Source organism: Gemmatimonadota bacterium, assembly GCA_026706345.1.
In the GTDB taxonomy this organism is placed as follows: Bacteria; JAAXHH01; JAAXHH01; order JAAXHH01; family JAAXHH01; genus JAAXHH01.
Genome location: JAPOYX010000104.1, coordinates 1 through 1,250 on the forward strand (window position 1 = coordinate 1; position 1,250 = coordinate 1,250).

Below are 1,250 nucleotides of genomic sequence, written 5' to 3' on the forward strand. Positions count from 1 at the left end.
CCCGCGCAGTTGACCGGCTGTTTGAGCTCAGCGGCGGCCGCTCCCTGTATCTCCAGCACCCAGTCCAGCGCATTTGGCGTGACCTGCATGCGGTCAGCCAACACATCGCCCTGCACTATGAGGCGGGGCTGGAAGCCTACGGCCGTACGCTGGTCGGGCTGCCGAGCGGGTCCCCGCTGTAGAGACCGCCCTTTACTTGATGCCTTCGCCGCTGGGATCGTCGACGATGAAGCGCCACGTCCCGTCCGCCTGCTTACGCACCACCTCCACACTGTGTAGCGGCGTCGTGACCGGCTTGCCATCCGGCCCCGGCCTGGTACTGCTGCCCTTCACCCCCCTAACCGCCACCGTTCCGTCCGTGCTCGTCACCGCCGTGACCGCCTCGACGTTAAACGTGGCCTGGGCGTCCATAAAGCCCTGCATGACCTCGCGGATAGCGTCGTGGCCTTTGACCACCTGCTCGGGCGACACCACAAAGGTGGCGTCCGGCTCATAGAGCGAGATGGCCGTCTCCAGGTCGCCGGCTTTGATTGCTTCGAGCAACAACAGATCACACTCTTCGGGTTTCTGTGCTGGCATATCCGCTTCCTCCTTTGATTAGAGTTATACTCTCAGACTGTCTTAGGCCGCACTGTCAGGCCGGTCCCCCTCGTAGTACGGCGACCGCCCCGGCTTGTCCTTGAGATGGACGAAGACCTTGTGCGAGAACCACTCGGTATACTCTCGGACCGTTACCGGCCGATACTTGGGCGGATGGTCCGCGTCGCAGCAGGTCTCCACACACTCAATCAGGGTGTCCGGGCTGGGGCTGTAGAAGAACGGAATCGCATATCGATCGTGCCCCGACCGGTTGATGGCCCGGTGGAAGGTCGCTCGAAACCGGCCGTTACTCCACAGACGGAGAATCTCGCCCGCGTTGACCAGAAAGGTCTCGGGCAGCGCCGGCGCCTGAATCCATTTTTTCTCCGAGGTGCGCAGCTCCAGACCGGGCACCCCGGACTGAGCCAAAAACGTAATAAAGTCACCGTCAATATGCGGCGAGGCATTAAACTGGTTTTCCTCACACGGAGTTCCGGGATAGTGGGACAGTCGCAGAATGCCCATCGGTCGCGAGTGCAGAAATGCGTCGTCAAAGAAATGCTCGGGCAGGCCCAGGGCGGCGGCGTACACCGGCAGCAGACGCAGGCTGAGCGCTTCCATGGCGTCAAAATACTCGACTAGGGTCTCACGAAAGCCGGGTAAATCCTTCG

2 protein-coding genes and 1 pseudogene are annotated in these 1,250 nt (G+C 61.7%); 1 reads left to right on the forward strand and 2 read right to left on the reverse strand.

What is annotated here, in order from left to right; genetic code table 11:
- Nucleotides 1-92: pseudogene (locus OXG98_07480) on the forward strand (hypothetical protein).
- Between the two features lie 100 nt (nt 93-192).
- Here OXG98_07480 and OXG98_07485 read toward each other — a convergent pair.
- Together OXG98_07485 and OXG98_07490 are read right to left on the reverse strand one after the other, a co-directional pair.
- Nucleotides 193-579 (reverse strand): SgcJ/EcaC family oxidoreductase, encoded by a 387-nt coding sequence (locus OXG98_07485; GenBank protein MCY3771844.1) that lies wholly within the window; start codon nt 577-579, stop codon nt 193-195.
- Nucleotides 580-621: 42 nt separating this feature from the next.
- A partial coding sequence (locus OXG98_07490; GenBank protein ID MCY3771845.1) for an isopenicillin N synthase family oxygenase occupies nt 622-1,250 on the reverse strand: 629 nt, incomplete at its 5' end.

Bases quoted from the DNA above. Each gene is read 5' to 3' on its own strand.
- OXG98_07485 (MCY3771844.1), bottom strand. From the start codon at position 579: ATGCCAGCACAGAAACCCGAAGAGTGTGATCTGTTGTTGCTCGAAGCA.